Genomic DNA, 26,985 nt, shown 5'->3' with positions numbered 1-26,985 from the left:
GCTGGCCAAGATTGCCAGCTGTGACGCCGCGGATGCGCAGCGCGCCGTGGAAAACGCCCGCGCCACGTTCAACTCCGGCGTCTGGTCGCGCCTGGCGCCGGCCAAGCGCAAGGCCACCATGATTCGTTTTGCCGGCCTGCTGAGGCAGCACGCCGAAGAACTCGCCCTGCTCGAAACCCTGGACATGGGCAAGCCGATCGGCGACTCCCTGAGCATCGACGTGCCGGGCGCGGCCCAGGCGCTGAGCTGGAGCGGCGAAGCCATCGACAAGATCTACGATGAAGTCGCCGCCACGCCCCACGACCAGCTGGGCCTGGTGACCCGTGAGCCGGTCGGCGTGGTGGGCGCCATCGTGCCGTGGAACTTCCCGCTGCTGATGGCCTGCTGGAAACTGGGACCTGCGCTGTCCACCGGTAACTCGGTGATCCTCAAACCGTCGGAAAAGTCGCCGCTGACCGCGATCCGTATCGCCGCCCTGGCCGTCGAGGCCGGCATTCCGAAAGGTGTACTCAACGTGCTGCCGGGTTACGGCCACACCGTGGGCAAGGCCCTGGCCCTGCACATGGACGTCGATACCCTGGTGTTCACCGGTTCGACCAAGATCGCCAAACAGCTGATGGTCTACGCCGGCGAGTCGAACATGAAGCGCGTCTGGCTGGAGGCGGGCGGCAAGAGCCCGAACATCGTGTTCGCCGATGCCCCTGACCTGCAGGCCGCGGCCGAATCCGCGGCCAGCGCCATTGCCTTCAACCAGGGCGAAGTCTGCACCGCCGGCTCGCGCCTGCTGGTGGAGCGCTCCATCAAGGACCAGTTCCTGCCCATGGTGATCGAGGCCCTCAAGGCCTGGAAGCCGGGCAACCCGCTGGATCCGGCCACCAACGTCGGCGCGCTGGTGGACACCCAGCAGATGAACACCGTGCTGTCGTACATCGAGTCTGGCCATGCCGACGGCGCCAAGCTGGTGGTGGGCGGCAAGCGCACCCTGCAGGAAACCGGCGGGACCTACGTCGAACCGACCATCTTCGATGGCGTCAGCAACGCGATGAAGATCGCCAAGGAAGAAATCTTCGGCCCGGTGCTCTCGGTCATTACCTTCGACACGGTGGAAGAGGCCATCCAGATTGCTAACGACACCCCTTACGGCCTGGCCGCGGCGGTGTGGACGGCCAATATCTCCAAGGCGCACCTGACCGCCAAGGCGCTGCGGGCCGGCAGCGTGTGGGTCAACCAGTACGACGGTGGCGACATGACCGCGCCGTTCGGCGGTTTCAAACAGTCGGGCAACGGCCGCGACAAGTCGCTGCACGCATTCGACAAGTACACCGAACTGAAGGCGACCTGGATCAAGCTGTAACTCAAGGGCCACGGATGTCGGGCGCCCGAACGGGCGCCATCAGCGGGCAACGCTGAAACACCCAGGCCGCTAGCCGATCCACAGCGCAGCCGGACTTTCCGTGAGGGAGGCCCGGCTGCGTTGTCTCTGTCTTGAAAAACCATCCACAGGAGCGTGGGCAATGCGCTGGGCAACTTACTTCGCCGTTCTGTCGGCTGTCCTGAGTGTGGGGCTGGCCCTGGGCGTGAGCATGCCGCTGGTGTCGTTCCGCCTGGAGAGCTGGGGTTATGGGCCCTTTGCAATCGGCGTGATGGCCTCGATGCCGGCGATCGGTGTGCTGCTCGGGGCGAAGCTATCCAGCCGCCTGGCGGCGCGTTTCGGCACCGCGGGGCTGATGCGCCTGTGCCTGTGGGGCGGGGCAATCTCCATCGGCCTGCTGGCGCTGTTGCCGAGCTACCCGTTGTGGCTGGTGCTGCGGCTGATGATCGGCATGGTGCTGACCATCGTCTTCATTCTCGGCGAAAGCTGGATCAACCAGTTGGTGGTGGAGCAGTGGCGCGGGCGCCTGGTGGCGTTGTACGGCAGCAGTTATGCCTTGAGCCAGCTGGCCGGCCCGCTATTGCTGGGGGCTTTGGGCACCGAGCATGACTACGGCTTCTGGGTCGGCGTGGTGCTGTTGGTGGTGTCGCCCTTGCTGCTGGTGGGCCGCAGCGGGGCGCCGAGCAGCGAGTCTTGCAGTGTGACCCTCGGCGATCTGTGGCGCTTCTGCCGTGGTCTGCCAGCCATTGGCTGGGCGGTGGCGCTGTTCGCCGCGTTCGAGGCGATGATCCTGACCCTGTTGCCGGTCTATTGCCTGCGCCAGGGCTTCACCGAGGAGGTCGCCCTGGCGATGGTCAGCACCGTGGTGGTGGGCGATGCCTTGCTGCAACTGCCGATCGGCGCCCTGGCCGACCGAATGTCGCGGCGCACGCTGTTTGCCGGTTGCGCGGTGATCCTGGCGCTGTCGAGTCTGGCCATCCCGCTGTTGCTCGAGACCCTGCTGATCTGGCCGCTGTGGGTGCTGTTCGGGGCCAGCGCTGGTGGGCTGTTCACCTTGTCGCTGATCCTGATCGGCGAGCGTTACCGCGACGATGCGCTGGTGCGTGCCAACGCCCACGTCGCCCAGTTGTGGGGGATCGGTTGCCTGGTCGGGCCGCTGGTGGCAGGGGCTGGCAGCCAGTGGGTCAGCGGCCATGCCTTGCTGTGGCTGATGGCGGCCGGCGCCCTGGGGCTGATTGTGCTGTTGTTGCGCGAAGGCGCGTTTGGCGCGGCTCAAGCCCAAGCCTCGTAGGCGCGATGGCGTCCTTCCTGACGCATCGCGGTGTCTCGGAGGGCGTTATCGCGAGTACGCTTCGCTCCTGCTGGGGGAGGCTCAGAGCATCCGCTCCAGGCCGACCGTGGTGCTCATCCAGGCATTGAAGCGCCGCCACCAGCTGCCCGGTTCGCGGCTCAGGGTATGGTCTTGCTGGTTGTCTTCGGTGGCCCAGACCAGCTTGCCGTCCTGCAGTTTCGCTTCGTAGCTCAGGGTCGGCGCCATGCCTTGCAGCGCCAGGGCGCGAACCTGTCCGGCCAGCTCGGGGCTGTCCACCAGCACCCCGACTTCGGTGTTCCACAGCACCGAACGCGGGTCGAAATTGAAGGAGCCAATAAAGGCCTTCTGCCGGTCGAAGATGATCGCCTTGCTGTGCAGGCTGGAGTCCGAGCCAGGATTCGCGGTACCGCGGAACAGACGGGGGCCGCTGCCGCCGCCGTTGCCGGGCTGGCGCCGCAGTTCGTAGAGTTTCACGCCGTGCTCCAGCAGGGCCTTGCGGTACGGCGCATAGCCACCGTGCACCGCTGGCACGTCGGTGGCCTCCAGGGAGTTGGTCAGCAGGCTCACCGCGACCCCGGCGTCGGCGCGCCCGGTGAGGTACACCAGGCCCGGCTGGCCGGGGACGAAGTAGGCCGAGATCATCATCAGCTCCTGGCTGACACCCCGCAGCTCCGGCGCCAGCTGGGTGGTCAGCAGTAGCTGCGGGTCGGGTTCGTCCTTGGCCAGGACCTTGCTCGGGGCATCCCACAGCGCCTGGTTCCAGACCCAGATCAGCTCTGTGCGCCAGACGGCCAGGCGCGGCTGGGTCCGATAGGTCTTGAGCGCCTGGAACAACGTGTGGTTCTGCTGCTGGGCCTCCTCCAGCGACTGCTGCAGGCGCAGCCGGGTGTTGGCCAGTTCCCTGGCCGACGGCAGGCGTGACAGGAACTCGCCTATGGGTTTGCTCAAGGCGCTGTTCCAGTACTGGTCGAAGCTGTGCCCCAGCTGTTCGGCGACCGGGCCGACGCCGAGCATGTCGATGTCGGTGAAATTCAGATCGGGCTCGGCGTCGAAGTACTCGTCGCCCAGGTTGCGCCCGCCGACAATCGCCGCGCTGTTGTCCGCCAGCCACAGCTTGTTGTGCATCCGTCGATGTTGCCGCGACAGGTTGAACAGCCGCCCCAGGGTACGGGTCACGCCAGTGCTGCGGCCCAGGTGCAAGGGGTTGAACAGGCGGATCTGGATGTGGGGGTGGACGGCGAGGGTGGCGATGATCTGGTCCAGGCCATCGCTGGTGGTGTCGTCCAGCAGGATGCGGATGCGCACCCCGCGGTCGGCGGCCTTGAGCAGTTCGTCCACCAGCATCCGCGTGCTGATGCCGTCGTGGACGATGTAGTACTGCAGGTCGAGGCTGCTTTGGGCGTTGCGGATCAGCTCGGCGCGGGCCATGAAGGCCTCGGTGCTGTCAGGCAGCAGGCGGAACCCGGAGCGTCCCTGGTAGGGGGCGGCCTGGGCCTGGATCGAGCGGCCGAACGCCGAATCGGCGGCCGGCAGCGCCTGGCTGGGTTCACGGGGCACATCGAGATTGGCGCAACCAGTCAGGCACAGCGCAAACAGCATAAGGAAGGCCAGGGCCTGTCTGGATCTCAAGTCAGGTCATCTCGCAGTGCAGCGATGGTCCAGGTGTGACGCCGGTTTCACCGAAAGAGCTCAGTCCGCTGCGCAGTCTTCGGCCAGCAGCTTGATGGCGGCGGCGCCTACCTTACGCACCGCATCTTCGATCTGGGCGGTCGGCTTGGCAGCGTAGTTCATCCGCAGGCAGTTGCGGTACTTGCCCGACGCGGAAAAGATGCTGCCCACCGCGATCTGTACGCCCTGGCCGAGCAGCGCGCGGTTCAGGCGCAGGGTGTCGAAGCCTTCCGGCAGTTCGACCCACAGCATGAACCCGCCCTGGGGACGGCTGGCGCGGGTGCCAGCGGGGAAGTAGCGGCTGACCCAATCGATCATCAGGTCGCGGTTGCGCTGGTACTGGGTGCGCAGGCGCCGCAGGTGCGGCTCGAAATTGCCGCTCTTGAGGAATTCGGCAATGGCGATCTGCGGCTGCGGCGCGGTGGAGCCGGTGCTGATGTACTTCATGTGCAGCACCCGTTCCAGGTAGCGCCCGGGGGCGACCCAGCCGATGCGCAGCCCCGGTGCCAGGGTCTTGGAGAAGGAACTGCACAGCAGCACCCGGCCATCGTCGTCGAACGACTTGATGGTCCGCGGGCGCGGGTAGGTGTAGGACAGTTCACCATACACATCGTCTTCGATGATCGCCACGTCGAAGCGCTGGGCCAGGGTCAGCAGGGCCCGTTTGCGCGACTCCGGCATGATATAGCCCAGCGGATTGTTGCAATTGGGGGTCAACTGTATGGCCTTGATCGGCCATTGCTCCAGGGCCAGCTCCAGGGCGTCGAGGCTGATGCCGGTGAGCGGGTCGGTGGGGATTTCCAGGGCTTTCATGCCCAGGCCCTTGAGGGTCTGCATGGCGCCGTGGAAGCTCGGCGAGTCGACGGCGACTATGTCCCCGGGCTCGCAGGTGGCGCGGATGCTGGTGGACAGGGCTTCATGGCAGCCGGTGGTGATCACCAGATCGTTGGCGCCGATCTGGCAGCCGGAATCGAGCATCAGCCGCACCAGTTGCTCACGCAGTTCGTGGACGCCGTAGATGGTGTCGTAATACAGGCCGGGCATGTCCTGGCGCCGGCTGATGCGGGCCAGCCCGCGCAATAGAGGCTTGAGGGTCGGGCTGGTGACGTCGGGCATGCCGCGGCCCAGCTGCACGATGTCCTTGCGCGGCACGCTGCGGATCAGTTCCAGCACCTGGTCCCATTGCGAGATCTCCACTGGCCGCTGCGCCGGGCGACCCACCGCGGGCAGCGCTGGCAGCTCGCGGCTGACCGGCACGAAGTAACCCGATTTGGGCTTGGGCGTCGCCAGGCCGCTGTCTTCCAGGACCCGATAGGCCTGCTGCACGGTGCTCAGGCTGACCCCGTGTTCCACACTCAAGGCCCGCACCGACGGCAGCCGGTCGCCGGGGCGATAGAAGCCTTGTTCGATACGGGTGCCCAGCAGTTCGGCGAGATTGACATACAGGGTCATGGCGCAGCCTCGGGGTAATTGAGTCGGATAACCAGTACAGATGGCGCGAAATTACAGGATTCAGCCCGGACAGGGGAAATTCTGTATGGGAATAATAGCGGAGCTTTGAATCTGTAATGGTTTTTGATGCTCGCGCATGATGTCTGCTCATGGCGACCCAAGTAAACAGGAGCAGCAAAAATGAATGGCTTGAGCGATGTGCGTCTGTCGTTACACGGTCAGGAACTGGCGGCTGAGCAGGAGCGGGCAGCAAGGACGACCTCCGTCCGCAATGCGCCGTCCGGCCTCGGCCTCTGGGGTCTGTACTGGCATCGACTGCGTACCCGCAAGGCGCTGCTCGAGCTGACGCCCGAACAGTTGCGCGATATCGGCCTGAGCCGCGAGCAGGCGCAGCAGGAGGGGCTCAAGCCGTTCTGGAGGCTCTGACCCCCGCCGATCTGTAGCCGCTCGATCGGTTGCGCAGCAACCGCAAAAGGCCGCATCCGATTTCACCGGATGCGGCCTTTTTCATGCCTGTTCCGTGGCGGCGACAGCTATCAGACCAGCTCTTTCAAGCGATGCCAGAGCATCCCCAGCGCCAGCAGGGGCGAGCGCAGGTGCTTGCCGCCCGGGAAGGTAATGTGCGGCACCTGGGCGAACAGATCGAAACCGCCGCCCTGTTGGCCGCTGATGGCTTCGGCCAGCAGCTTGCCGGCCAGGTGTGTGGCATTCACCCCGTGGCCGGAGTAGGCCTGGGCGTAATACACATTGGGCTGGTCCTTGAGCCGGCCGATCTGCGGCAGGCGGTTGGCGCCGATGCCGATCATGCCGCCCCATTGATAGTCGATCTTCACCGCCGCCAGTTGCGGGAACACCTGCAGCATCTTCGGCCGCATATAGGCGGCGATGTCCCGCGGGTCGCGGCCGGAATAATGGCAGGCGCCGCCGAACAGCAAGCGGCGGTCGGCGGAAAGGCGGTAGTAGTCCAGGGCCACCCGCTGGTCGCAAACCGCCATGTTCTGCGGCAACAGGGCGTGGGCCAACTCTTCGCCCAAGGGCTCGGTGGCGATGATGTAGCTGCCGGCGGGCAGGACCTTGCCCCCCAGTTGCGGATTGAGGTCGTTGAGGTAGGCGTTGCACCCCAGCACCAGGGTATTGGCGCGCACCGTTCCCAGCTCGGTATGGACCTTGACCTGGGGCCCGTAGTCGATGCGGGTCACGGCCGAATGCTCGAACAGGCGCACGCCCAGCTGCTGCGCGACCGCGGCTTCGCCCAGGGCCAGGTTCAACGGGTGCAGGTGCCCCGAGCCCATATCGATCAGGCCGCCGACGTAGCGGTCGGAGCCCACCACGCTGTGCATTTCATGGGGTTGCAGCAGTCGGGTTTCGTAGCGATAGCCCAGGCTGCGCAATTCTTCGGCGTCTTCGGCGAAACCTTCGAGGTCCCGTGGCTTGTTGGCCAGGTCGCAATAACCCCAGGTCAGGTCGCAGGGAATCTGGAAGCGCTCGATCCGCTGGCGGACGATTTCCACCGCTTCCAGGCCCATCCGTTTCATCTGGCGGACGCCGTCTGCGCCGATCACCGGGGCGAACTGCTCAAGGCCGTGGCCGACCCCACGAATCAGCTGCCCGCCGTTGCGCCCGCTGGCGCCCCAGCCGATCTTGCGCGCCTCCAGCAGAATGACGCTGAGCCCGCGCTCGGCCAGCTCGATGGCGGTGTTGAGCCCGGAGAAGCCGCCGCCGACCACGCAGACGTCCGCCGTGTGCTCGCCGGCCAGCGCCGGATGATCGGGCTGGGGCAGGCTGCTGGCGGCGTAGTAGGAGGCGGGGTGCGCATGGTTCGGCACCGCCGGCTGAACACGGGTGTTCATGTGGATCATCCTGATTCGAGTGTTTGGAAAATTTGACGGAGCATAAGCCGGACCTTTCCGGTGCGGCAACACTGGTCGGTCGGTGCTGTCTGGAGCAAGGTTTTTAGGGCAGAATCGCCGCCTCTCCACGTTCCCGGTAAGTGCTTCGATGAGCTGTAACAGCCAGACAGTCCGCAGGCTCCGCCAGCAGATTCCCTCGTTCGAGTGCGTGCCTGGCTGCCACGACTGCTGCGGTCCGGTCACCACCTCGACCGAGGAAATGTCGCGCCTGCCGCGCAAGACCCGCGCCGAGCAGGATGCCGCCCTGGAAGAACTGAACTGTGTGCACCTGGGCCCCAACGGCTGCACCGTGTATGACGAGCGGCCGCTGATCTGCCGCCTGTTCGGGACCACGCCGAGCCTGCCATGCCCCAATGGCCGGCGCCCGGTGGAGCTGATTCACCCGCGGGTGGAAAAACAGATTCATGACTACATGGCGAGCACCCGGCAGGTGCTGGTCTGACCCGCTGCCATCGCGGGCAATCGAGCGTTTGTCCTGGGGGACAGCGGCAGTCAATCCGGAATCGGCAGGCTCAGGCTCTCCTTCACCTCTTCCATCACGATATAGCTCTTGGACTCGCGCACATGGGGCAGCTTGAGCAGGATGTCGCCCAGCAGTTTGCGGTACGAGGCCATTTCGGAAATCCGCGCCTTCACCAGGTAGTCGAAGTCCCCCGACACCAGGTGGCATTCCAGGACATGGGGCAGTTTCAGCACCGCGCGGCGGAACTCTTCGAAGGTGTCGCCGGACTTGTAGTCCAGGCTGATTTCGACGAACACCAGCAGGCTGCCCTTGAGGTGCTGCGGGTTGAGCCGGGCGTTGTAGCCCATGATGATGCCTTCGCGTTCCAGGCGACGGACCCGCTCAGTGCAGGGCGTGGTCGACAGCCCGACCTTTTCCCCCAGCTCGGTAAAAGAGATGCGGCCATCGGCCTGCAGGATGCGCAGGATATTGCGATCTATCTTGTCTAGTTCGCGCTTTGTCTGATGGTTGGTACGCATAGGGGATGCGCCTCCGTAAAAAGGGTTTTTGCCGAGAATTCTCGCCAAATATAGGCGTTTATATAGTGAAAAGCACTGGTCGTTGCTTCATATACTGCGCGCATCTTCGCTCTGAACAATAAACGTCAGCGGTTATCCGCGATTGAGGGATATGAAAATGCGCGTTCTGGTCTTGGGTAGCGGCGTAATCGGTACCACCAGTGCCTACTATCTGGCCCGTGCCGGTTTCGAAGTGACCGTGGTCGACCGTCAGCCGGCCGTTGCCATGGAGACCAGTTTTGCCAACGCCGGCCAGGTCTCGCCGGGTTATGCCTCTCCCTGGGCCGCGCCGGGCGTGCCGCTCAAGGCCATCAAGTGGCTGCTGCAGCGCCACGCGCCGCTGGCGATCAAGGCCACCGCCGACATCGATCAATACCTGTGGATGGCGCAGATGCTGCGCAACTGCACCGCTGCCCGTTATGCAGTGAACAAGGAGCGCATGGTTCGCCTGTCCGAGTACAGCCGCGACTGCCTCGACGAACTGCGCCTGGAGACCGGCATCGCCTATGAAGGCCGCAGCCTGGGCACCACCCAGCTGTTCCGCACCCAGGCGCAACTGGATGGCGCGGCCAAGGACATCGCCGTGCTCAAGGAGTCCGGCGTGCCGTTCGAGCTGCTGGACCGCGAAGGCATCGCCCGCGTCGAGCCGGCCCTGGCCCAGGTCACCGATATTCTGGCCGGCGCCCTGCGCCTGCCGAACGACCAGACCGGCGACTGCCAGATGTTCACCACGCGCCTGGCCGAAATGTGCACCAAGATGGGGGTGGAATTCCGCTTCGGCCAGGACATCCAACGCCTGGATTTCGCCGGCGACCGCGTCAACGGCGTCTGGATCGACGGCAAGCTGGAAACCGCCGACCGCTACGTGCTGGCCCTGGGCAGCTACTCGCCGCAACTGCTCAAGCCGCTGGGCATCAAGGCCCCGGTGTACCCGCTCAAGGGTTACTCGCTGACCGTGCCGATCACCAACTCGGCCATGGCCCCGACTTCGACCATCCTCGACGAAACCTACAAGGTCGCGATCACCCGTTTCGACAACCGCATCCGCGTTGGCGGCATGGCGGAAATCGCCGGTTTCGACCTGTCGCTGAACCCGCGCCGGCGCGAAACGCTGGAGATGATCGTCAACGATCTTTATCCTCAGGGCGGCGATCTGTCCCAGGCCAGTTTCTGGACCGGCCTGCGTCCTACCACCCCGGACGGCACGCCGATCGTCGGCGCCACGCCCATGCGCAATCTGTTCTTGAACACCGGCCATGGCACGCTCGGCTGGACCATGGCGTGCGGCTCCGGTCGCCTGCTGGCTGACCTGATGGCGAAGAAAAAGCCGCAGATCAGCGCCGAAGGTCTCGATATTTCTCGTTACGGTAACTCTCAGGAGCCTGCAAAACATGTCAATCCAGCGCCAGCTCACTAACGAGCGCATGAGCCAGATCGTCGTTCACAGCGGCACCGTGTATCTGGCCGGGCAAGTCGGCGACGACCTGAATGCCGGGATTGAGCAGCAGACCCGTGAAACCCTCGCCAACATCGAGCGGTTGCTGGATCTGGCCGGTACCGACAAGTCGCGGTTGCTGTCGGTGACTATCTACCTGAAAGACATCGATGCGCACTTCGCCGGGATGAACAGCGTATGGGACCAGTGGCTGCCGAAAGGCGTCGCCCCGGCCCGCGCGACCGTCGAAGCCAAGCTCTGCGAGCCGCACATCCTGGTCGAGCTGTCCGTCGTGGCGGCCCTGCCTTAAGCAAGATCCCTCTCCCGGTGCTACCGATGGCCCAGGCTGTCGGCCAGCGCCGGTTTTTTCTTCCCACATGACCGCCTAGAAGTCTGCCGCCATGCGTCCTGCCCGTGCCCTGATCGATCTTCAAGCCCTGCGTCACAACTACCAACTGGCCCGCGAAGTGTCGCCGGGAGCCCGCGCGCTCGCCGTGATCAAGGCCGATGCCTATGGGCATGGCGCGGTGCGCTGCGCCCAGGCGCTGGAAGCCGAGGCGGACGGCTTTGCCGTGGCCTGCATCGAAGAAGCCCTGGAGCTGCGGGCGGCGGGGATCCGCGCGCCAATCCTGCTGCTCGAAGGCTTTTTCGAGGCCGACGAGCTGGCGCTGATCGTCGAGCATGATTTCTGGTGCGTGGTTCATTCGTTGTGGCAGTTGGAAGCCATCGAACGAACCACGGTCGCCAAACCGCTGACGGTGTGGCTCAAGCTGGATTCGGGCATGCACCGCGTCGGCCTGCACCCGAAGGATTATCAGGCGGCCTATCAGCGGCTGCTGGCCAGCGGCAAGGTGTCGAAGATCGTGCTGATGAGCCACTTCGCCCGCGCCGACGAACTCAGCTGTGCCAGCAGCGACGAGCAGGTCGCGGTATTCGAGGCGGCCCGCCAGGGCTTGTCCGCCGAAATCAGCCTGCGCAACTCGCCTGCGGTACTGGGCTGGCCGAACATCCCCAGCGATTGGGTGCGCCCCGGCATCATGCTGTATGGCTCGACCCCGTTCGAAGAGAGCCATCCGCTGGCCGCGCGCCTGCAACCGGTGATGACCCTGGAGTCGAAAGTGATCTGCGTGCGTGAACTGCCGGCCGGCGAGCCTGTGGGGTACGGCGCCAAGTTCGTCACGCCGCGGCCGATGCGCATCGGCGTAGTAGCCATGGGGTACGCCGACGGTTATCCACGGCATGCGCCGACCGGTGCGCCGGTGCTGGTGGCGGGGCAGCGGACCCAGCTGCTCGGCCGGGTTTCCATGGACATGCTGTGCATCGACCTGACCGATGTGCCGCAGGCCGGTCTGGGTTCCACCGTCGAGCTGTGGGGCAAGAACATCCTGGCCAGCGAGCTGGCGGTCGCCGCCGAGACCATCCCGTATCAGATCTTCTGCAACCTGCGCCGGGTGCCGCTCCTCTATTCCGGGGACTGAGCCCCGCGGCGCACTGCCGAAAGTCGCCTTCCCCGGGGGATTCAGGCCCAAGTGTTGTAAATACTGAACGCTATCGCCATGATAACGCTCAACCACAACACCGCCTGATTCCCTAGGAGACCGCCGCATTGGACGTCGGTGAACGACTGCAATCCATCCGTAAGCTCAAGGGCCTTTCCCAGCGTGAACTCGCCAAGCGCGCGGGCGTCACCAACAGCACCATTTCGATGATCGAGAAGAACAGCGTCAGCCCCTCGATCAGTTCGCTGAGAAAGGTTCTTGGCGGCATTCCCATGTCGATGGTCGAGTTCTTCTCGGAAGAGATCTTCCAGGAAAAGCCCACCCAGATCGTCTACAAAGCCCACGAGCTGATCGATATTTCCGATGGCGCGGTGACCATGAAGCTGGTGGGACGGGCGCATCCGAGCCGGGCGATCGCCTTTCTCAACGAGATCTACCCGCCGGGCGCCGATACCGGTGAAGAGATGCTCACCCACGAAGGCGAGGAAACCGGGATTCTCGTGGAAGGGCGCCTGGAGCTGGTGGTGGGCCTTGAGACCTTCGTCCTCGAAGCCGGCGACAGCTACTATTTCGAAAGCACCAAGCCCCACCGTTTCCGTAATCCGTTCGACGCCCCCGCGCGACTAATCAGCGCAGCCACGCCCGCGAACTTCTGACGTAACAGGCGTCCTGCAAGGATTGCAGCGGTTTGTCGAGCCGTATTTCGCTTCTTTGTAATTCCCCTTGGACTTTAGGGTTGTTTCAGAGTGGCGGGCTAACCGCTATACTTGCGCCCGCCCGCGAAACCGTGGCCGTGGGCGTGACTAGCCACCATTGAGGGTGTACGCGTGAACCTAATTATGAAAATGCTGGCCGCACCAGCAACCGTATTGGCCCTCTGGGCTGTCAGCGCTCAAGCTGCGACCAACGACGACATTGCCAAGCGCCTCGAGCCGGTTGGCCAGGTCTGCGTTCAAGGTCAGGAATGCAAGGGCATGGAAGTCGCTGTCGCCGCCGGTGGCGGTGGTGCGAAAACCCCTGACGAAGTGATCGCCAAGCATTGCAATGCTTGCCACGGCTCCGGCCTGCTGGGCGCGCCGAAAATCGGCGATACCGCTGCCTGGAAAGAGCGTGCGGATCACCAGGGCGGCCTCGACGGCATCCTGGCCAAGGCCATTACCGGTCTCAACGCGATGCCGCCTAAAGGCACCTGCGCCGATTGCTCCGATGCCGAGCTCAAGGGCGCCATCCAGAAGATGTCCGGCTTGAAATAAGCCTGTATCTTGCGCAAAAAAGCCGCTTACGAGCGGCTTTTTTCATGCCTGCGATCCGGCGGGACTGTTCATCGCGGCAAAGTCCCGGCAAGCTCGGTCCAACCTCAATTCATGGATGGTTCTGGAGGATCGGATGGTGCAGTCATCTTCTATCGAGCAGGCGGTCGACGAAGTCCTGGCACGCTTGCCGGCGCATATTCATATGGGCATGCCCCTGGGGTTGGGCAAACCCAACCGCTTCGTCAACGCCCTGTACCGGCGCGTCGCGCAACTGCCCGAACGCCAGCTGACGATCTACACCGCCCTGAGCCTGGGCCGGCCGGCGTTGGGCGATGGCCTGCAACGGCGCTTCCTCGAACCTTTCGTCGAGCAGGTATTCGCCGACTATCCCGAGCTGGACTACCTGGCCGACCTGCACCGTAACCAGGTGCCGGCCAATATCCACATCGAACAGTTCTTCCTGCAGCCCGGCAGTTTGCTCAACAGCCCGGTGGCGCAGCAGGATTACGTGTGCAGCAACTACAGCCATGCGGCGCGGGACATCAATGCCGCGGGCCTCAATCTGGTCGCCCAGCTGGTGGCCCGGGACTCGCAGCAGCCCGACCGCTTGAGCCTGAGCTGCAACCCGGACATCACCCTCGACCTGCTGCCGATGATCGCCCAGCGCCGTGCCGCCGGTGAAAACATCCTGCTGCTGGGCCAGGTACATCGCGACCTGCCTTATATGCCGGGCGATGCGGAGGTCGATTGCGCGACCTTCGACCTGCTGCTCGACGAGGAGGAGAGCAGCACGCTGTTTTCCACGCCGAACATGCCGGTGAGTTTCCAGGACCACTTTATCGGCCTGCACGCCAGCACCCTGGTGCGCGATGGCGGCACGTTGCAGATCGGCATCGGCTCCATGGGTGATGCGCTGACGGCGGCGCTGCTGGCGCGCCAGGCGGACAACGAGGCTTATCGGGCGTTGCTGGCGGACCTGGAAATCCAGTGCTGGAGACCGTTGATCGAGCGCGAAGGCGGGGTGGAGCCTTTTGCCAAGGGGCTGTACGGCTGCAGCGAGATGTTCGTCAACGGCCTGCTGGCCCTGGCGGATGCCGGCATCGTCCGGCGCAAGGTCTATCCCTCGGTGGCCCTGCAACGGCAGGCCAATGCCGGGACGCTGGACGCCGAGCAGGCGCCGGGCGGGGTGTCGGTGCATGGCGGCTTTTTCCTCGGGCCGCGCAGCTTCTACCAGCGCCTCAGGGAGCTGCCCAAGAGCAAGCTCGGCGAGTTCAACATGACCGCCATCAGCTACATCAACGAGCTGTACGGCCAGGAAGAGCTCAAGCGCCTGCAGCGCCAGGATGCGCGGTTCATCAACAGTTCGATCATGGTCACCCTGCTGGGGGCCGGGGTGGCGGATCAGCTGGAAGACGGTCGGGTGCTCAGCGGCGTCGGCGGGCAATACAACTTCGTTGCCCAGGGCCATGCGCTGCAGGGGGCGCGTTCGATCCTGATCCTGCGCAGCTGGCGCGAGTCCGCGGGCCTGGTCAGTTCCAACATCGTCTGGGAATACGGCCACTGCACCATCCCCCGGCACCTGCGGGACATCGTGGTCACCGAGTACGGCATCGCCGATCTGCGGGGCAAAAACGATGCGAAGGTGATCGAAGCCCTGCTCAATATCAGCGACTCGCGGTTCCAGCCGGGGCTGGTCGAGCAGGCGCAGAAGGCCGGCAAGCTGCCCAGGGACTTCCGCCTCGACCCGCGTTTCACCGACAACCTGCCGCAGCGCCTGCTGGCGATCCAGGCGCAGCATCGGCAGCTGTTCCCGGAGTATCCGTTGGGCAGCGATTTCAGTGCGCAGGAGCGAGACCTGTTGCGGGCGCTGAACTGGCTGAAGAGCAAGTTCAAGCTCAGCGAGCTCCTCGAATTGGGCAAGGCGGCGCTGGATGCACCGGCGCCCGAGGCCTTTGCGGCGCACCTGGAGCGGATGCAACTGGTGAAGCCAGAGGGCTGGCGCGAGGAGATCTATCAGCGTTTGCTGCTGGCGGCATTGCGCGAGACCGCGCAGCCCTAGGAATGGGCGCCTGAAGGCGGCATCGCGAGCAATCGGTCGACGCCCGATTGCTCGCGATTGAAGAGGCGAAGCCTCTTAGATAAAGGTCACCACGCCACCGGCCAGGGACTTGACCCGGGCCAGGGATTCCACGCGATAGCCCTGGGCGTCCAGTTCGGCACGGCCGCCCTGGAACGACTTCTCGATCACGATACCCAGGCCGGCCACGGTGGCGCCGGCCTGCTTGATGATCGAGATCAGCGCCTGGGACGCCTTACCGTTGGCCAGGAAGTCGTCGATGATCAGCACGCGGTCGCTGCTGGTCAGGTGGCGCGGGGAAATCGCCACGGTGCTTTCGGTCTGCTTGGTGAACGAGTACACGGTCGCCGACAGCAGGTTTTCGGTCAGGGTCAGGGACTGGTGCTTGCGTGCGAAGATCACCGGAACGCCCAGGTTCAGGCCGGTCATGACCGCCGGGGCGATACCCGAGGCTTCGATGGTGACGATCTTGGTGATGCCCGAGTCCTTGAACAGCGCGGCGAATTCGTCGCCGATCAGCTTCATCAGTGCCGGGTCGATCTGGTGGTTCAGGAACGCGTCGACTTTCAGGACCTGGTCGGAAAGCACTATGCCTTCTTCGCGGATTTTCTTGTGCAGTGCTTCCATGAAGCTTTCCTCTTTTGGCGCGTGGCGCGCCTGGGTGCTGATAAAAGGGGTCGGTTGAAAATGCCTCGGCTAAAGATGCCTCGGCTAAAAAGTGGTCAATTCTAGCGCTTTAACATCGCCCGTATATCCGCCAGCGCGTTATTGCCGCGCACGGCTTTGACTTCGGTCGGCGTGTCGTCGTTGCCTTCCCAGGCCAGGTCGTCCGGCGGCAGTTCGTCGAGGAAGCGGCTGGGGGCGCAGTCGATGATCTCGCCGTACTGCTTGCGCTTGGCGGCGAAGGTGAACGCCAGGGTCTGGCGGGCGCGGGTGATGCCCACGTAGGCCAGGCGGCGTTCTTCCTCGATGGTGTCGGCTTCGATGCTGGAGCGGTGGGGGAGAATTTCCTCTTCCATGCCCATGATGAACACATAAGGGAATTCCAGGCCCTTGGACGCATGCAGGGTCATCATCTGCACGCCCTCGGCGCCGTCTTCCTCTTCCTGCTGGCGCTCCAGCATGTCCCGCAGCACCAGCTTGCCGATGGCGTCCTCGACGGTCATGTCGCCGTCTTCGTCCTTTTCCAGGGTGTTCTTCAGCGCCTCGATCAGGAACCACACGTTACCCATGCGGTAGTCGGCGGCCTTGTCGCTGGAGCTGTTGGTGCGCAGCCAGTTCTCGTAGTCGATGTCCATGACCATGCTGCGCAGGGCGGCGATCGGGTCCTCGCCGGCGCATTGCTGGCGCACCCGGTCCATGAAGCGCTTGAAGCGTGCCAGGCGATCGGTGAAGCGACTGTCCAGATGCTCGCCCAGGCCAATCTCGTCGGTGGCGGCGTACATCGAGATCTTGCGTTCGGTGGCGTAGTTGCCGAGCTTTTCCAGGGTGGTCGAGCCGATTTCCCGGCGCGGCACGTTGATCACCCGCAGGAAGGCGTTGTCGTCGTCCGGGTTCACGATCAGGCGGAAGTAGGCCATCAGGTCCTTCACTTCCTGGCGTCCGAAGAAGCTGTTGCCGCCGGACAGGCGATAGGGAACCTGGTGATGCTGCAGCTTCAGCTCGATCAGCTTGGCCTGGTAGTTGCCGCGATAGAGGATGGCGAAATCGCTGTAGGGCCGGTCGGTGCGCAGGTGCAGGCTGAGGATCTCCATGGCCACCCGCTCGGCCTCGGCGTCCTCGTTGCGGCAGCGGATCACGCGGATCTCGTCGCCGTGGCCCATCTCGCTCCACAGTTGCTTCTCGAACTCGTGGGGGTTGTTGGAGATCAGCACGTTGGCGCAGCGCAGGATGCGGCTGGTGGAGCGGTAGTTCTGCTCGAGCATCACCACCTTCAGGGACGGGTAGTCCTCCTTGAGCAGCATCAGGTTTTCCGGGCGCGCGCCGCGCCAGGCGTAGATCGACTGGTCGTCGTCGCCCACCACGGTGAACTGATTGCGCTTGCCGATCAGCATTTTCACCAGCAGGTACTGGCTGGCGTTGGTGTCCTGGTATTCGTCCACCAGCAGGTAGCGCACCTTGTTCTGCCATTTCTCCAGGATGTCGGCGTGTTCTTCGAACAGCTTCACCGGCAGCAGGATCAGATCGTCGAAGTCCACCGCGTTGAACGCCTTGAGCGTGCGCTGGTAGTGGGTGTAGACGATGGCGGCGGTCTGTTCCTTGGGGTTGCGGGCGTTTTCCAGGGCCTCGGCCGGCAGGATCAGGTCGTTCTTCCAGCCACCGATCATGTTCTTGATCTCGTCGACGCCGTCGTCGCCCGAGTATTCCTTCTGCATGATGTCGGTCATCAAGGCCTTGACGTCGGTTTCGTCGAAGATCGAGAAACCCGGCTTGTAGCCCAGCCGCACATGCTCCTTGCGGATGATGTTCAACCCCAGGTTGTGGAAGGTCGACACGGTCAGCCCACGGCCCTCGCCACTGCGCAGCAGGGTACCGACCCGTTCCTTCATCTCCCGCGCGGCCTTGTTGGTGAAGGTCATGGCGACGATGTATTGCGCGCGAATGCCGCAGTTCTGGATCAGGTGGGCGATCTTGCGCGTGATCACGCTGGTCTTGCCGGAGCCAGCACCGGCGAGCACCAAAAGAGGGCCGCCGACATAGTTCACGGCTTCTTGCTGCCGGGGATTGAGTCGGGACATGACGAAAAAAGGGGGTCTGTAACGAAATGGGCGGGCATTTTAACAGGCTCGACGGATTCTGCCGCGTTCTCCGACTTGTGACGCAGCACGCGATCTAAATTTGCCGGTTTTGCTACTTTCCCTCAGGATGCGCGCTGAATTTGCGTCTAATGTTCGAGTTAGAGCGGTACAAGAAATTGCGTTTGATAATCAGTACCATTTGTCATTGTTTATCTACGCGTCATAATGCCCACCGCCACTTCTTTTACAGAGTCTAGGGAGCTAGCTTGTCCAAGCCTGTCGAACCCTTGCGCTTGCTGCTGCTGGCCGAAGAGCCGGCGTGGGCAGCGTTGTTGCGCGAGTGTCTCGCTCCGTTGGGAGACTCGGTGGTGCTGATCAGCGCGCCGACCTGGGAGTCTGTCAGCCGTCTGTTCGATGAAGATCGTTCTGCGATTCTGTTAACCGTTCCCTCACTGCAACCGGGCCCCGGACGTTGCAGCCTGCCCACCGTCCTGCTGCTGGAGCAGGAGCCGCCGAGCACGCCGGCGGGCGCCAGCGACTGGCTGGTGAGCCACAACCTCGGTACCGATACGGTGCGCCGTTGCCTGCGCCATGTGCGCGAGCGCGGGGTGCTGGAAAACACCCTGCAGCGCCTGGCCGAGCAGGACCCCTTGACCGGCATCGCCAATCGCCAGGGGTTCCAGACCCTGCTGGCGGCGCGCCTGGCGGAAAACGAAGGGCGCGGGCTGGCCCTGGGGCACCTGGACCTGGACAACTTCCGTCACGCCAACGACGCGCTGGGCCACCAGGCCGGCGACCGGTTGATCCTGCAAGTGGTCTCGCGGCTGAAAAGCCAGCTCGAGGCCGGGGACCAGCTGGCGCGCCTGGGCAGCGACGAGTTCGCCCTGCTGATCGATACCCGCCGGGCGCCGCAACGCGCCGAATGGATGGCCGAACGCATCGCCGAGGTCATGGCCGAGCCGTACTGGATCGATGGCGAAAGCCTGCTGATCGGCTGCAGCCTGGGCATCGCCCATGCCCGGGCCAACGCCGGCGCCGACCCGCTGATGTGGCACGCCCACATCGCCATGCAGCAGGCCAAGAGCACCCAGGGCTGTACCTTTCATGTCTTCAACGAACGCATCAACCGCAACGCCCGCAGCCTCGCCGACCTGGAAAGCGAGCTGCGCCGGGCCTTGCGCCGCGACGAGCTGGAGCTGCACTACCAGCCGCGCCTGAACCTGCACGACGGGCAGATCGTCGGCCTCGAAGCCCTGGTGCGCTGGCGCCATGGCGAGCGTGGCCTGTTGCCACCCAGCGAGTTCGTGCCGCTGGCCGAGCAAAGCGGCCTGATCGTGCCGCTGGGCTACTGGGTGATTTCCCGGGCGCTGCGGGACATGCAGGCCCTGCGCGAACGTGGCCTGGCGCCGCTGCACATGGCGGTCAACCTGTCGTTCCGCCAGTTCCAGGACAGCCAGCTGCTGTCGACCCTCAGCCGGCTGATTGCCGAGCGCGGGGTCGAGGCGCAATGGCTGGAGTTCGAGCTGACCGAAACCGCGGTGATGCGCCGCAGCGACTTGGTCAAGCAGACCATGGATGCGCTGGGCCGGCTGGGAGTGCGCTTTTCCCTGGACGATTTCGGCACCGGCTTCTCGTCGTTCGTGCACCTCAACAGCCTGCCGATCGCCCTGCTGAAGATCGACAAGAGCTTCGTCGGCGGCATGGAACAGCGCGAAGAGAACCGCAAGCTGGTGCACGCCATGATCAACCTGGCCCACAACCTCCATCTGGAGGTGGTGGCCGAAGGCGTGGAAACCCCCGAGCAACTGGCCTTGTTGCGCAGCTTCGGCTGCGATCAGGTGCAGGGCTACCTGATCAGCAAGCCGCTGCCGCTGGCGGAACTGGTGGAGTACCTGACCTTCGGCCGGAGCCAGCAGGTCCTGGCCGGCGAAGTGGTCTGACGCTGTTTCCCCGTAGGCGCGGGGCGCCTACAGGGGGTCCTGTGCCGCCTCGAACACGTCTCGCGAAGCGCTACCGGCGCCTTCGCGGCGGATCATCCGCTGCATCTTCCATTCGAAGGCCAGGGTCAGGCTGATGGCGGCGCAGGCCAGCCCCGAGGCCAGGCCCCACCACACGCCGGTCGGCCCCCAGCCGAAGGTGAAGGCCATCAGCCAGGCCGTCGGCGCACCGATCAGCCAGTAGCAGCCCAGGCCCACGAGGAAGGTGGTCTTGGCGTCCTTGAGCCCGCGGATCGCGCCCATGGCGATGGTTTGCGTGCCGTCGAACAGCTCGAACCAGGCTGCCACCGCCAGCAGGCTGACCGCCAGGTCGATCACCGCGCGGAAGGCCGGGTCGTGGTGATCGAGGAACAGCCCGACCAACTGGTTCGGCAGCAGCCAGAAAATCATCGCGAAGCCCAGCATCGCCGCGCCGCCAAAGGCGATTCCGACCCGCCCGGCGAGGCGTGCGTGCAGCAGCTGCCCGGCGCCGTAATGCTGGCCGATGCGCATGGTGATCGCGTAGGAGATCCCGGCCGGCACCATGAAGGCCACGGAAACGATCTGCAGGGCGATCTGGTGCGCCGCCAGCTGGGTGCTGCCCATGGTGCCCATGCACAGCGCGGCGAAGGCGAACAGCCCGACTTCCACCGCGTAGGTGCCGCCGATGGGCAGGCCCAGGCGCCACAGCTCCCGCAGGTACTGGCGGTTGGGCCGCGCCAGGCCCTGGCGCAGCGGGTAGGCGGCATAGGCCGGGTGGCGCTTGATATGCCAGGCCAGCGCCAGGGCCATGCAGTTGGCGACGATGGCGGTGACCAGGCCGATGCCCACCAGCCCCAGTTTCGGCAGGCCGAACATGCCGGTGATCAAGGTGTAGTTGAGCAGGAAGTTGGCCACGGTGCCGGCCAGGCTGATGACCATCACCGGCGTGGCGCGGCCGATGGCGCTGGTGAAGCCGCGCAGGGCCATGAAGCTCAGGTAGCCGGGCAGGGCGAACGGCAGGATCAGCAGGAACTGGCCGGCGGACTGCACGTTGCTTTCGGTCTGGCCGAACAGCAGCAGCACCGGCTTGAGGTTCCACAGCAGCAGGCCGGCGGCCAGCGCCATCAGCCAGGCCAGCCAGAGCCCGGCCTGGGTCAGGCGGGTGGCGCCTTCGATGTCGCCGGCGCCGTGGCGAATCGCGACCAGGGTGCCCACCGCCGCGATCACGCCGATGCAGAAGATCGACACGAACGAATAGCTGGCCGCGCCGAGACCGCCGCCGGCCAGGGCTTCCGGACTGAGGCGGGCCATCATCAGGGTGTCGGTCAGCACCATCAGCATGTGCGCCAACTGCGAGGCGATCAGCGGCCCGGCCAGCCGCAGAATGGCCCAGAGTTCGGTGCGTGCTGGATGCTGCATGGTCATCGGTCTCGATCAGGGGGAGAGGGGCAAGAGGGCTGATTCTCGGCGCTCTCGGTGACTTGCACAAAGGGATAAAAACGATTGGTGGCATGATTAAAACTCATGCAGGGGCGATTCTGGTAAGTTGGCGCATCGCGCCTGTGGAGTGCTGCCATGTCCCGTCGTCTTCCGCCCCTGTATGCCTTGCGCGCTTTTGAAGCCGCGGCGCGCTACAGCTCGTTCACCCGCGCGGCCGAGGAGCTGTCGATCACCCAGAGCGCCGTCAGCCGGCATATCCGCACCCTGGAAGCGCACTTCGCCTGCCGGCTGTTCCAGCGCAGCGGGCGCAACCTGCAACTGACCGAAGCCGCGCGACTGCTGTTGCCCGGCATCCGCGAAGGCTTCACTGCCCTCGAACGCGCCTGCAATACCCTGCGCGCCGAGGACGACATCCTGCGCATGAAGGCGCCCTCGACCCTGACCATGCGTTGGCTGCTGGCGCGCCTGAGCCGCTTCCGGCACTTGCAGCCGGGCAACGAAGTGCAGTTGACCAGCGCCTGGATGGATGTCGATTCGGTGGACTTCAACCAGGAACCCTTCGACTGCGCGGTGCTGCTGAGCAACGGCCACTTTCCCCCGGACTGGGAGGCCAGCTACCTGTTCCCGGAATTGCTGATCCCGGTGGGCGCGCCGAACCTGCTCAACGACCAGCCCTGGGATGTGGCGCGCCTGGCCGCCACCGAGCTGCTGCACCCGACCCCGGATCGCCGTGACTGGCGCAACTGGCTGGAGCGCATGGGGCTGTCCGAACAGGTGTCGCTCAAGGGCGGGCAGGTGTTCGACACCCTGGAGCTGGGGATGATCGCCGCGGCCCGGGGCTACGGTGTGTCCATGGGCGACCTGCTGATGGTGGCCGAGGATGTGGCCCAGGGGCGCCTGAGCCTGCCCTGGCCGACGGCGGTGGCCAGTGGCGAGAATTACTACCTGGTGTGGCCGAAGACCCGGCCCGGAGGTGAACGTTTGCGCCGCCTCAGCGATTTCCTCCAGAACGAGGTCAGGGCCATGCAATTGCCCGCGGTAGAGCGCCTCGGCTGAAACGATGAAGGGCCCGTGGCGCGGGGGCGGGCGATACCCGTCCGATTCGCTCAAGTATTGATCGGCGCCGCCGAATCCTTGGAAGTGGAACCTTCGTTCCGGACGGTTTTACCCCTCATTCCTAATTAGAAAAAATTGCCGAGCGTGGGACGAGATCAGGACGATCCGGTCTCTCGGCCAGGAGCAGTCATGCCTCAACCTCGTGCCCGGATCGCCTCGCAGCTTGGTCTCGCACTCGCCGTGATACTGGCGGTCGTGATCAGTGGCAGTACCGTCTTCGCCCTGCGCTCGCTGGATGCCGCCAACCTCGATACCCGGGAAGAACACCTGGCCAGTGAGGCACGGTTGCTGGCCGACCAGCTCAACACTTTCCACAGCACCCTGCGCGAAAGCACCCAGCGCCTCAGCGGGCTGTTCGAGAAGCGCTTCAGCGGCGGCCTGAGCCTGCACCCGGAGCAACCGGTGACTGTGGCCGGGACCCAGACCCCGGGCCTGCACCTGGGCAACCAGGTGTTGAACAACAACTTCGAAGAAGTCGACGAGTTCAAGCAGATGACCGCTGGCGTGGCCACCGTGTTCGTGCGCAGCGGCGACGACTTCATCCGCATCAGCACCTCGCTGAGCAAGCAGGATGGCAGCCGGGCCATCGGCACCCTGCTGGACCACGCCCACCCGGCCTACCAGAAACTCATGGCCGGGCAGAGCTATGTCGGCCGCGCGCTGCTCTTCGAGCGCCTGTACATGACCCAGTACACGCCGGTGCGGGACAGCGCCGGCCAGGTGATCGCGGTGCTGTTCGTCGGCTTCGACTACACCGATGCGCAGAACGCCCAGTTCGATAACCTCAAGCGCTTCCGCATCGGCCAGACCGGCTCCCTGGCGCTGCTGGACGAGCAGGGCAAATGGCTGGTGCCGCCGGCCGGCGTGCAGGCCCTGGAGCAGTCGGTGGCGACCATCGGCGGCCTGGCCAAACAGCCGGGCAAGGGGCGCTTCTGGAGCGACAAGGCCGAGGATTTCTACAGTGTCGTGGTGCCGTTCGAGGGCGGGCCGTGGTCGGTGGTGGCGAGCATGCCCAAGGCCGAGATCAGCGCGGTGACCTGGAGCGTCGGCCTGCGCCTGGTGATTGGCAGCCTGCTGGCGATGCTGCTGGCGGTGGGGGCCACGGTCTGGCTGCTGCGCAGCAAACTGGCACCGCTGAGCGATCTGGTGCGCCAGGCCGACGCCTTGGGCAAGGGCGACCTGAGCGCCCGCCTGAATGTCGCCAGCCAGGACGAAATCGGCCAGCTGGCGGGCAGCTTCAACCAGATGGGCCAGGCCCTGTCGACCATGGTCGAGCACATTCGCAAGGCGGCCCAGGAGGTCAATGGCCGGGCCCAGGCGCTGTCCGGGCTGTCCGGGGGCGCCTACGAAGGCATGGAGCAGCAGTCCGGCGAAATCAGCAGCATGGCCGGGGCGGTGGAGGAGTTCAGCGCCACCTCGCTGAACATCGCCGACAACATGGGCAACACCGAGCGCCTGGCCCAGGAAAACGCCCAGCAGACCCGCATCGGCCGCACTTCCATGGACGAAGCCTCGGCGTCCCTGGAACAGATCGCCGGCGCCTTGAATAGCACTGCCACTGTGATCAACACCCTGGGCCAGCGCTCCGAGGAAATCGGCGGCATTGTCGGGGTGATTACCTCGATTGCCGACCAGACCAACCTGCTGGCGCTCAACGCTGCCATCGAAGCCGCCCGTGCCGGCGAGCAGGGCCGCGGCTTTGCCGTGGTCGCCGACGAGGTGCGTAACCTGGCGTCGCGGACCCGCGAGGCCACCGACGAGATCTCGGTGATGATCAACAGCATCCAGCAGGAAACCGGCAACGCCATCGCCACCATGGAGCAGGGCAACGCGCTGATGCAGGAAGGCCTGTCGCGCAATGCCAATGTCGCCTCGGCCCTGGCGCGTATCGACGAGCAGAGCCGCTCGGCCGGACAGCAGTTCGCCGCGATCACCACCGCGACCCAGGAACAGAGCAGCACCGCGACCCTGCTCAGCAGCAACCTGCAGAGCATTGCCCTGGCCAACAGCGAACAGCGCGAGGTGGTGTCGAACCTGGCGATCACCGCCAAGGAACTGGAGAAGCTGGCGGCGGACTTGCGCCAGGAAGTCGATCGCTTCCGCTGACGGCTTCGCGGGCAATCGAGCGTCGACCGGCCGCTCCTACAGGCACTGAGCCCCCGTAGGAGCGAGGCTTGCCCGCGATAACGCCGGACCGGCCACCTCACTCCCGGGCCTTGTCCCCCAACCCCGGGTCCACCCGCTTGCCGATATCCCGCAAACGCGCCAGTTGATCGACCATGGTCGGCGCTTCGTCGAGGCTGCTGACAAAGGTCCACAGGTAGGTCATCACCGCATACACATGGCCGGCCTTGACCCCCTCGGCCAGGGCCAGCTGGCTGATGGCGATCATGAACAGCAGGGCCGCCGAGGCGCCGAGGAACAGGTAGGCCGCCGCCTCGCGGTCCGACAGCCAGATCCGCAGCCGCGACAGCAACCGGTAATGCCGTTGCAGGGAGACGGCGCCGACCTTGGCCACCAGGCCGATTTCCTTTTCCAGCCGGTCGTTCAGGCGTTCGTGCAGCTCTTGGTTACGCCGGGCGAAGCGCGGCAGCAGGGTGACGCACAGCACCAGGGCGACCAGGCACGCCAGGCCGACCCAGGGTTCGATCGCCAGCAACATCACCGCCGCGCCGAGAATCGACACCAGCGCGGTGGCGATGGTCGGCACGTGTTTCTCGAAGAAGTCGACGAACTCCCGGGCCAGCACCACCCGCGCCGCGGCGGTGGAGGTGTCCTGGTTCTGCAGGCGCTGATTGAGGATCACCGGCACCGCCAGGTCGGCGTAGATCCGCGTGAAGGTGCGGGTATCCACCGCCCGCCGCGCGGCGCCGACTACCCAGAACGCCAATACCACCAGGGCATAGAACAACGCGCTGCCGGCGTCGCCGCGCATGATCGAGTCCACGGCGAACCCGGCGAACAGCGGGTAGGCCAACAACAAGGCGTTCTCCAGCGCCACCAGCGACAAGGTGCAAAACAGCTTGCCGGGGTAGGCGCGGGCAATGGCTTTCAGGGTCTGGCCAGCGGACTGCTGGCCGATTTTCTGGCTTTCATCGATCAGGATTTGTGGGGTAACGGCTGACATGGCTGCACCGAATGGAAGATAAACGCTATTATTGAGCGACTGCTCAATAATATTTGAGCGATCGCTCAAAATGCAAGCGCCGATCATCCACCGGCGGCCTGAGGTAATGCCCGCATGTCCCGTATCGACCGTAAAGACCAGATCATCGCCAGCGCCCTGGAGCTGTTTCTCAGCAAGGGTTTCGCCGCGGTTTCCACCCGCGACCTGGCGGACCACGCCGGCTTGTCCCGCAGCCACATCTATCACTACTTCAGCGATTGGAACGAGCTGCGCCGCGAAGCTTTCGTGCGCTTTGCCAACGAGCAACTGGCAGCCGTAGGTGCGCCGTTGGCGGGTCTACCGCCGCAGGAAGCCCTAACGGGCTTCCTGCGCGATTGCCTGCCGGTGTCCGCCGAGGACGGTTGGGCGCTGTGGCTGGATGCCTGGGACGAAGCCATGCACGACCCGGCGCTGGCCGAGGCCTACCGGCAGGCGGATGCGCAGTGGCAGGCCATGCTCTTCGAGATCATCGCGGCCGGAGTGGTGGCGGGAGTGTTCCATTGTGCCTCGCCCGAACGCGCGGCCCGGCAGATCTTTGCCCAGGCCATGGGCTATGCCAACGACCTGCTGCTGCGACCTTCGACCGAGGCCGCCGAGGCGGCCCTGGACGAGGTGATGGAGGTGGCGGGGTTGTTACTGGGCGGTACGCCCGTGCTGGCCTAGTTGCACTTGGTGCTGCTGGACACTTCCTTGCTGGCCATCTTCAGGGCCTTGCCCAGCCCGGCGGCGTCGCTGCTGCTGTAGACCCGGCCGCCGGTGTTCTCGGCGATGCAGCGCGAAGGGCCGCCGCGCCCGATGTTCACCACGTTGACCCGCAGGCGCGGCTGCTCGGCGGCGATCTTCCGGGACACGGCGCAGACGTCTTGCTGGCAGCCGTCCTCGCCGTCGACGAACATCACGATCACCGCGTCGTTCTTGCGTCCGTCCACGGTGCTCGCCGCCTTGGCCAGGCTGGCGGCCAATGGCGTGCCATCGTTGGCCTTGAGGCCGCGGATACCGTTGATCAGGCGCGGCCGGTCGGCCGCCCGGAACACGCCGTGGTCGATCTGGCTGGCGCAGCCGTTGAAGGTGATCAGGCGCGTATCGATCTTCGGGTCCAGGCCATTGATCATGCCGGTCAGGGACTCGGTGGCCACCGACAGGCGACTCGGTGGGGTGAAGATCCGCTCGGCACGGGCCGGATCGAGGAACTGGTTGAGCTCGCTGCCGAAGAACCACACTTCATCGTCGTACACCGACTTGATGTTCATGTTCATCGAGCCGGACGTATCCAGTACCACCACGAACTGCGGCGGCACGGCGTCAGGCGCCTGTTTGCGGCAGGCGTAGTTGTCCAGGGTCGGGGCCGGAGCGGGCTTGGGCTTCGGCGGTGGTGGCGGTGGCGGTGCGGGTTCCGGCGCTGGTACTGGCTCTGGCGTGGGGGGCACAACCGGCTCTGGAGCGGCTGGGGGCACGACCGGCTCGACCGGCTCGACGACCGGTTCCGCTGCCTTGGCGGGAGTCTCGACGGGCGCGGGCGCCACCGGCTCCGGCACCACGGGATGGCTTTTCGGGCAGAAAAACCAGTAG

General features: G+C 65.0%; 23 protein-coding genes. 14 read left to right on the top strand and 9 right to left on the bottom strand.

Annotation, left to right across the window (positions count from 1 at the left end; genetic code table 11):
- Nucleotides 1–1,354 (top strand): aldehyde dehydrogenase (locus tag ACQKQA_RS22835; protein WP_427562750.1); only part of this gene is annotated, 1,354 nt, incomplete at its 5' end.
- Nucleotides 1,355–1,514: 160 nt separating this feature from the next.
- Nucleotides 1,515–2,663: an MFS transporter gene (locus ACQKQA_RS22830; RefSeq protein ID WP_427562747.1), complete on the top strand. Its 1,149-nt coding sequence runs from the start codon at nucleotides 1,515–1,517 to the stop codon at nucleotides 2,661–2,663.
- Nucleotides 2,664–2,744: 81 nt separating this feature from the next.
- On the opposite strand, the gene ACQKQA_RS22825 is transcribed toward ACQKQA_RS22830, so the two are convergent.
- Nucleotides 2,745–4,313 carry a phospholipase D family protein gene (locus ACQKQA_RS22825; RefSeq protein ID WP_427562744.1) on the bottom strand — a complete coding sequence of 523 codons (1,569 nt, stop codon included), beginning with the start codon at nucleotides 4,311–4,313 and terminating at the stop codon, nucleotides 2,745–2,747.
- A 60-nt stretch (nucleotides 4,314–4,373) separates the two neighbouring features.
- Entirely contained in the window at nucleotides 4,374–5,804 is a 1,431-nt protein-coding gene (locus ACQKQA_RS22820) for a PLP-dependent aminotransferase family protein (RefSeq protein WP_427562742.1), read from the bottom strand.
- 180 nt (nucleotides 5,805–5,984) lie between these two features.
- Here ACQKQA_RS22820 and ACQKQA_RS22815 point away from each other — a divergent pair, with 180 nt between their 5' ends.
- A complete protein-coding gene (locus ACQKQA_RS22815; protein ID WP_427562739.1) occupies nucleotides 5,985–6,230 on the top strand; it encodes a DUF1127 domain-containing protein in 246 nt (81 codons plus the stop codon).
- 110 nt (nucleotides 6,231–6,340) lie between these two features.
- Here the strand turns inward: ACQKQA_RS22815 and ACQKQA_RS22810 are convergent, their stop codons facing one another.
- Nucleotides 6,341–7,654 (bottom strand): NAD(P)/FAD-dependent oxidoreductase, encoded by a 1,314-nt coding sequence (locus ACQKQA_RS22810; RefSeq protein ID WP_427562736.1) that lies wholly within the window; start codon nucleotides 7,652–7,654, stop codon nucleotides 6,341–6,343.
- Between the two features lie 148 nt (nucleotides 7,655–7,802).
- Between ACQKQA_RS22810 and ACQKQA_RS22805 the strand changes: the two genes are divergently transcribed.
- Entirely contained in the window at nucleotides 7,803–8,156 is a 354-nt protein-coding gene (locus tag ACQKQA_RS22805; RefSeq protein ID WP_044465756.1) for a YkgJ family cysteine cluster protein, read from the top strand.
- Between the two features lie 50 nt (nucleotides 8,157–8,206).
- Here the strand turns inward: ACQKQA_RS22805 and ACQKQA_RS22800 are convergent, their stop codons facing one another.
- The gene (locus ACQKQA_RS22800) at nucleotides 8,207–8,695 is read right to left on the bottom strand and encodes an Lrp/AsnC ligand binding domain-containing protein (RefSeq protein WP_007932443.1); all 489 of its coding nucleotides are present in this window, start codon (nucleotides 8,693–8,695) and stop codon (nucleotides 8,207–8,209) included.
- Between the two features lie 157 nt (nucleotides 8,696–8,852).
- On the opposite strand from ACQKQA_RS22800, the gene dadA reads away from it, so the two are divergent.
- From dadA to ACQKQA_RS22770, 6 genes are all read left to right on the top strand, one after another.
- Nucleotides 8,853–10,151 carry a D-amino acid dehydrogenase gene (dadA, locus tag ACQKQA_RS22795; RefSeq protein WP_427562731.1) on the top strand — a complete coding sequence of 433 codons (1,299 nt, stop codon included), beginning with the start codon at nucleotides 8,853–8,855 and terminating at the stop codon, nucleotides 10,149–10,151.
- Entirely contained in the window at nucleotides 10,126–10,479 is a 354-nt protein-coding gene (locus ACQKQA_RS22790; RefSeq protein WP_427562728.1) for a RidA family protein, read from the top strand. Before dadA ends, ACQKQA_RS22790 begins: the two co-directional genes overlap by 26 nt.
- Nucleotides 10,480–10,570: 91 nt before the next feature.
- Nucleotides 10,571–11,647, top strand: coding sequence for an alanine racemase (gene alr / locus ACQKQA_RS22785; RefSeq protein ID WP_427562726.1), 1,077 nt, complete (start codon nucleotides 10,571–10,573; stop codon nucleotides 11,645–11,647).
- A 128-nt stretch (nucleotides 11,648–11,775) separates the two neighbouring features.
- Complete coding sequence (locus ACQKQA_RS22780; protein WP_427562723.1) at nucleotides 11,776–12,324, top strand: cupin domain-containing protein; 549 nt, start codon at nucleotides 11,776–11,778, stop codon at nucleotides 12,322–12,324.
- 183 nt (nucleotides 12,325–12,507) lie between these two features.
- On the top strand, nucleotides 12,508–12,921 hold the full coding sequence (locus ACQKQA_RS22775; protein ID WP_044465751.1) for a c-type cytochrome: 414 nt from the start codon (nucleotides 12,508–12,510) through the stop codon (nucleotides 12,919–12,921).
- Nucleotides 12,922–13,054: 133 nt separating this feature from the next.
- Complete coding sequence (locus ACQKQA_RS22770) at nucleotides 13,055–14,980, top strand: acetyl-CoA hydrolase/transferase C-terminal domain-containing protein (protein WP_427562720.1); 1,926 nt, start codon at nucleotides 13,055–13,057, stop codon at nucleotides 14,978–14,980.
- A gap of 75 nt (nucleotides 14,981–15,055) precedes the next feature.
- On the opposite strand, the gene ACQKQA_RS22765 is transcribed toward ACQKQA_RS22770, so the two are convergent.
- Together ACQKQA_RS22765 and rep are read right to left on the bottom strand one after the other, a co-directional pair.
- Nucleotides 15,056–15,625 carry a xanthine phosphoribosyltransferase gene (locus ACQKQA_RS22765; RefSeq protein WP_427562718.1) on the bottom strand — a complete coding sequence of 190 codons (570 nt, stop codon included), beginning with the start codon at nucleotides 15,623–15,625 and terminating at the stop codon, nucleotides 15,056–15,058.
- A gap of 101 nt (nucleotides 15,626–15,726) precedes the next feature.
- The gene (gene rep, locus ACQKQA_RS22760) at nucleotides 15,727–17,736 is read right to left on the bottom strand and encodes a DNA helicase Rep (protein ID WP_427562715.1); all 2,010 of its coding nucleotides are present in this window, start codon (nucleotides 17,734–17,736) and stop codon (nucleotides 15,727–15,729) included.
- Nucleotides 17,737–18,002: 266 nt separating this feature from the next.
- Here rep and ACQKQA_RS22755 point away from each other — a divergent pair, with 266 nt between their 5' ends.
- Nucleotides 18,003–19,676 (top strand): putative bifunctional diguanylate cyclase/phosphodiesterase, encoded by a 1,674-nt coding sequence (locus tag ACQKQA_RS22755; RefSeq protein WP_427562712.1) that lies wholly within the window; start codon nucleotides 18,003–18,005, stop codon nucleotides 19,674–19,676.
- Nucleotides 19,677–19,703: 27 nt separating this feature from the next.
- Here the strand turns inward: ACQKQA_RS22755 and ACQKQA_RS22750 are convergent, their stop codons facing one another.
- Nucleotides 19,704–21,113: a NorM family multidrug efflux MATE transporter gene (locus ACQKQA_RS22750; RefSeq protein WP_427562709.1), complete on the bottom strand. Its 1,410-nt coding sequence runs from the start codon at nucleotides 21,111–21,113 to the stop codon at nucleotides 19,704–19,706.
- Nucleotides 21,114–21,269: 156 nt separating this feature from the next.
- Here ACQKQA_RS22750 and ACQKQA_RS22745 point away from each other — a divergent pair, with 156 nt between their 5' ends.
- Nucleotides 21,270–22,190 (top strand): LysR substrate-binding domain-containing protein, encoded by a 921-nt coding sequence (locus ACQKQA_RS22745; RefSeq protein ID WP_427562706.1) that lies wholly within the window; start codon nucleotides 21,270–21,272, stop codon nucleotides 22,188–22,190.
- 189 nt (nucleotides 22,191–22,379) lie between these two features.
- On the top strand, nucleotides 22,380–24,356 hold the full coding sequence (locus ACQKQA_RS22740; protein ID WP_427562703.1) for a Cache 3/Cache 2 fusion domain-containing protein: 1,977 nt from the start codon (nucleotides 22,380–22,382) through the stop codon (nucleotides 24,354–24,356).
- A 97-nt stretch (nucleotides 24,357–24,453) separates the two neighbouring features.
- On the opposite strand, the gene ACQKQA_RS22735 is transcribed toward ACQKQA_RS22740, so the two are convergent.
- Entirely contained in the window at nucleotides 24,454–25,377 is a 924-nt protein-coding gene (locus ACQKQA_RS22735) for an ABC transporter six-transmembrane domain-containing protein (RefSeq protein ID WP_427562700.1), read from the bottom strand.
- A gap of 114 nt (nucleotides 25,378–25,491) precedes the next feature.
- Here ACQKQA_RS22735 and ACQKQA_RS22730 point away from each other — a divergent pair, with 114 nt between their 5' ends.
- Nucleotides 25,492–26,079, top strand: a complete 588-nt coding sequence (locus ACQKQA_RS22730) for a TetR/AcrR family transcriptional regulator (protein WP_427562697.1) — start codon at nucleotides 25,492–25,494, stop codon at nucleotides 26,077–26,079.
- On the opposite strand, the gene ACQKQA_RS22725 is transcribed toward ACQKQA_RS22730, so the two are convergent.
- The coding region (locus tag ACQKQA_RS22725) for a VWA domain-containing protein (RefSeq protein WP_427562694.1) at nucleotides 26,076–26,985 on the bottom strand (910 nt) is incomplete at its 5' end. The two genes, ACQKQA_RS22730 and ACQKQA_RS22725, sit on opposite strands and share 4 nt — an antisense overlap.

Source organism: Pseudomonas sp. NPDC089530 (genome assembly GCF_050280705.1).
GTDB lineage: Bacteria > Pseudomonadota > Gammaproteobacteria > Pseudomonadales > Pseudomonadaceae > Aquipseudomonas.
The sequence above is the reverse complement of the archived record's forward strand: the minus strand, read 5'-3'. Positions and strand labels throughout refer to the sequence as shown.

Excerpts from the sequence above, each read along its gene's own strand:
- ACQKQA_RS22830 (WP_427562747.1), top strand. The coding sequence starts at position 1,515 with ATGCGCTGGGCAACTTACTTCGCCGTTCTGTCGGCTGTCCTGAGTGTG.
- ACQKQA_RS22820 (WP_427562742.1), bottom strand. The coding sequence starts at position 5,804 with ATGACCCTGTATGTCAATCTCGCCGAACTGCTGGGCACCCGTATCGAA.
- ACQKQA_RS22815 (WP_427562739.1), top strand. The coding sequence starts at position 5,985 with ATGAATGGCTTGAGCGATGTGCGTCTGTCGTTACACGGTCAGGAACTG.
- ACQKQA_RS22810 (WP_427562736.1), bottom strand. The coding sequence starts at position 7,654 with ATGAACACCCGTGTTCAGCCGGCGGTGCCGAACCATGCGCACCCCGCC.
- ACQKQA_RS22805 (WP_044465756.1), top strand. The coding sequence starts at position 7,803 with ATGAGCTGTAACAGCCAGACAGTCCGCAGGCTCCGCCAGCAGATTCCC.
- ACQKQA_RS22800 (WP_007932443.1), bottom strand. The coding sequence starts at position 8,695 with ATGCGTACCAACCATCAGACAAAGCGCGAACTAGACAAGATAGATCGC.
- dadA (WP_427562731.1), top strand. The coding sequence starts at position 8,853 with ATGCGCGTTCTGGTCTTGGGTAGCGGCGTAATCGGTACCACCAGTGCC.
- ACQKQA_RS22790 (WP_427562728.1), top strand. The coding sequence starts at position 10,126 with ATGTCAATCCAGCGCCAGCTCACTAACGAGCGCATGAGCCAGATCGTC.
- alr (WP_427562726.1), top strand. The coding sequence starts at position 10,571 with ATGCGTCCTGCCCGTGCCCTGATCGATCTTCAAGCCCTGCGTCACAAC.
- ACQKQA_RS22775 (WP_044465751.1), top strand. The coding sequence starts at position 12,508 with ATGAAAATGCTGGCCGCACCAGCAACCGTATTGGCCCTCTGGGCTGTC.
- ACQKQA_RS22770 (WP_427562720.1), top strand. The coding sequence starts at position 13,055 with ATGGTGCAGTCATCTTCTATCGAGCAGGCGGTCGACGAAGTCCTGGCA.
- ACQKQA_RS22765 (WP_427562718.1), bottom strand. The coding sequence starts at position 15,625 with ATGGAAGCACTGCACAAGAAAATCCGCGAAGAAGGCATAGTGCTTTCC.
- rep (WP_427562715.1), bottom strand. The coding sequence starts at position 17,736 with ATGTCCCGACTCAATCCCCGGCAGCAAGAAGCCGTGAACTATGTCGGC.
- ACQKQA_RS22750 (WP_427562709.1), bottom strand. The coding sequence starts at position 21,113 with ATGCAGCATCCAGCACGCACCGAACTCTGGGCCATTCTGCGGCTGGCC.
- ACQKQA_RS22745 (WP_427562706.1), top strand. The coding sequence starts at position 21,270 with ATGTCCCGTCGTCTTCCGCCCCTGTATGCCTTGCGCGCTTTTGAAGCC.
- ACQKQA_RS22740 (WP_427562703.1), top strand. The coding sequence starts at position 22,380 with ATGCCTCAACCTCGTGCCCGGATCGCCTCGCAGCTTGGTCTCGCACTC.
- ACQKQA_RS22735 (WP_427562700.1), bottom strand. The coding sequence starts at position 25,377 with ATGTCAGCCGTTACCCCACAAATCCTGATCGATGAAAGCCAGAAAATC.
- ACQKQA_RS22730 (WP_427562697.1), top strand. The coding sequence starts at position 25,492 with ATGTCCCGTATCGACCGTAAAGACCAGATCATCGCCAGCGCCCTGGAG.